General features: G+C 70.7%; 4 protein-coding genes. All 4 read left to right on the top strand.

Translation table 11 applies throughout. From position 1 onward, the window contains the following. On the top strand, window positions 1-1,191 hold a 1,191-nt coding region (locus VK923_08800), incomplete at its 5' end, for an FtsX-like permease family protein (protein HSJ44763.1). A gap of 49 nt (window positions 1,192-1,240) precedes the next feature. Continuing rightward, complete coding sequence (locus VK923_08795; protein HSJ44762.1) at window positions 1,241-1,876, top strand: DUF4389 domain-containing protein; 636 nt, start codon at window positions 1,241-1,243, stop codon at window positions 1,874-1,876. After that, complete coding sequence (locus VK923_08790; GenBank protein ID HSJ44761.1) at window positions 1,873-2,085, top strand: hypothetical protein; 213 nt, start codon at window positions 1,873-1,875, stop codon at window positions 2,083-2,085. Before VK923_08795 ends, VK923_08790 begins: the two co-directional genes overlap by 4 nt. 287 nt (window positions 2,086-2,372) lie before the next feature. Further along, window positions 2,373-3,142: NAD(P)-dependent alcohol dehydrogenase (locus tag VK923_08785; GenBank protein ID HSJ44760.1), on the top strand; the 770-nt coding region annotated here is incomplete at its 3' end.

The raw sequence follows: 3,142 nt of genomic DNA, 5'->3' as shown, positions 1-3,142 counted from the left end.
CTCGCACGAGGCGGTCGGGGTCTGGCGCCGCGCCTGGGCATCGCGTACCCGCTGGCCAGACGCTTCCGCACGTCGATGCTGCTCGGCATGTTCTCGCTCGTCATCTTCACCGTGACGATCATGACCGTGATGTCGGCGTCGTTCGCCGGCAACACCGACGCGACCGTCGAGCGGGTGGCTGCCGGCTTCGACGTGGTGCTCGACACGAACCCGGCCAATCCGGTTGCCGTAGCGGGGCTGGCGGAGCGCCCCGACGTGGCGGCCGTCGCGGGTCTCATTCACGGCGTTGCGACCTTCGACGCCGCACACCTTGACGTCGGCCGCTCCTGGCCCGTCACGTCGTTCGACGCACACCTGCTGGAGCAGGGCGCCCCCGGCCTGTCCCGACACGACCCCGTCTACGCCTCGGACGAGGCCGCCTACCGGGCCGTTCTCGACGACCCGTCGCTGGCCATCGTGCCGGACGACTTCCTGGTGGCGGGCGTGGACGCGGTGCCCGCGATCGGCGACGCCTTCAGCTACGTGGACCCGGCCACCGGCCAGGCCCGGGAGCTGACGGTTGCCGGCCTTGGTGCCGCCGATTGGCTTGCCAACGGCGCGCTGGTCAACCGCGAGGTCACCGCGGCGCTGTTCGGTGACCAGCAGGTCGTGGACCGCTTCTACATCGCGGCGACAGACGGCGCCGACGCCGATGCCCTGGCCGCAGCCGTGAACGCGGATCTCCTCGCGCACGGCGCAGACGCCCGCACCTTCGCCACGATCGGCACCGCCGGGATGGGTCAGCTGCTGGGCTTCATCGCCTTGCTCCGCGCCTTCCTCGGCCTCGGCCTGCTCGTGGGGATCGCCGGCCTGGGCGTCGTCATGGTCCGCGCGGTCCGCGAGCGCCGGCACGAGATCGGCATGCTGCGGGCGATGGGCTTCCGCACGGGCATCGTGCGGGCCGCCATGCTGTCCGAGGCCGGCCTCATCGCCGTCCAGGGCACGGTGATCGGCGCCGCCCTGGGGCTGATCACGACCCGTCAGCTGCTGTCCGACTCGTTCGGCGACGTGCCGCCGCCGTTCGTCGTCCCGTGGGTGGGCCTGCTGGTGATCCTGGGCCTTCCCCTGGTCGCCTCTCTGGCAGCCACCGCATGGCCCGCGTCGCGGGCAGCGGCCATCAAGCCGGCGGTTGCGCTGCGCGGGGCCGACTGAGCGTGCCCGGCCGTAGGAACGGCAGCGCACTCGAGAAGGAGACACCACCATGAGCTCATCCGCCGATGCCCAGGCCGCACGACTGACGATCGACTACCCCGATCGCGACCTCGACCGCGTCTCGACGGCGCTGCGCCTTGTCTACGCCATCCCCGTCATGATCGTCCTGGGAGTGGTCGCCGGTGGCGTCGCGGGCGACACGGCGGGTGAGACCGGAGGGCGCATCGGCGCCTTCGGCGGCGGGGTGCTGGCGCTGCCGGTCCTGCTGATGATCGTGTTCCGCAACAAGTACCCGCGCTGGTGGTTCGACTTCAACCTGCAGCTCGCGCGGTTCTCGACCCGGGTGCTGTCGTACCTGGCGCTGATGTCGGACCGCTACCCGTCCACCGACGACGAGCAGTCCGTCCACCTCGACCTCGACTACCCGAACGTGTCGGAGGACCTGAACCGGTGGTTGCCGTTGGTCAAGTGGCTGCTGGCCGTTCCGCACTACGTCGCATTGCTCTTCCTGGGCGTCGCGGCCGCCATCGGCGTCGTGGTCGCCTGGTTCTCGGTGCTGTTCACGGGACGCTATCCGCAGGCGATCTTCGGCTTCGTCGAAGGTGTCCTGCGGTGGGCCCTGCGCGTCGAGGCGTATGCGTTCCTCCTGGTGACCGACCGCTACCCGCCGTTCTCGCTGGCATGACACCCGTGCGCACGACCTGCCCCTACTGCGGCGAGATCACCCACCTGGCCACCACGGAGATCTTCCTCGCGCTGCACGACGGCGACGCCACCACCGGCGACTACTCCTACACCTGTCCGCAGTGCACCCGTACCGGCGTGCACCCCGCTACCCGAACCGCCGTCGCGGAGCTGCTGTCCGCGGGGGTCGTCCCGATCGGAAGGAACTGACATGTCGAACACCACCGCCACACGCCCCGCCCGCACGACGACGATGCACGCGATCGTCCAGAACCGCTACGGCACGTCCGAGGTGCTGCACCCGGCGCACGCACCCTGCTCATCGTGAGCTTGATCGCCAGCTGGCTGGTCGGCCTCGCATGGCCAGGTCTGCCGACAGTCGTCCACACCATCCTCGCCCCCCATCCTGTGGCGGATCTGTGGCTGGTCGCCTACTTGGTCACCCAGGGCGTGCCCACCCGGAGACCCCTCCGACTCGCACCCGCGGCGGTGACCGCATGATGCGGGCGATCGTCCAGCACGCCTATGGCACCAGTGACGTGCTGCGGCTACAGGACATCGACGAGCCCAGCCCCGGGCCGTACGACGTGGTCGTCGGTGTCCATGCAGCCTCGGTGAACCACGGCGACTGGTTCATCACCTCCGGCCGGCCCTACGTCATGCGGGCAGCGCTCGGAATGCGCAAGCCTCGCGTCGCGGTGCGGGGACGTGACCTCGCCGGCCGGGTCGAGGCGGTTGGCGCGGCCGTGACCCGGTTTCGCCCCGGCGATGACGTCTACGCCGAGACCACGACCGGCAGCTTCGCCGAGCTCGCCTGCGTCCCCGAAGACCTGCTGGCGCTCAAGCCCGCCAACCTGACCTTCGAGCAGGCTGCCGCGGTGCCCGTGGCGGCCGTCACCGCCCTGCAGGGCCTGCGGGACGTCGGCGAGGTGCAACCGGGCCACGCGGTGCTGATCAACGGCGCATCGGGTGGCGTCGGCACGTTCGCCGTGCAGATCGCCACAGCCATGGGCGCCGATGTCACCGGCGTGTGCAGCACCCGCAACGTCGAGCTCGTCCGCTCCCTCGGCGCCGGCAACGTCATCGACTACACCCGGGAGGACTTCACCCGCAGCGGGCAACGCTACGACGTGATCTTCGACCTCGCCGGTCGTCATCCGCTGGCGGCATGCCGAGGCGCGCTGACCCGCACCGGCACCCTCGTCCTGGCAAGCGGCCACGGCGGTCCGGTGGTCGGACCGCTGGGACGCTACCTCCGGGCGCTTGC

The sequence above is a fragment of the Euzebyales bacterium genome, assembly GCA_035461305.1.
Taxonomy (GTDB): domain Bacteria; phylum Actinomycetota; class Nitriliruptoria; order Euzebyales; family JAHELV01; genus JAHELV01.
Note: the sequence above shows the minus strand (reverse complement) of the source record. Positions and strands in the feature narration are given on the sequence as shown.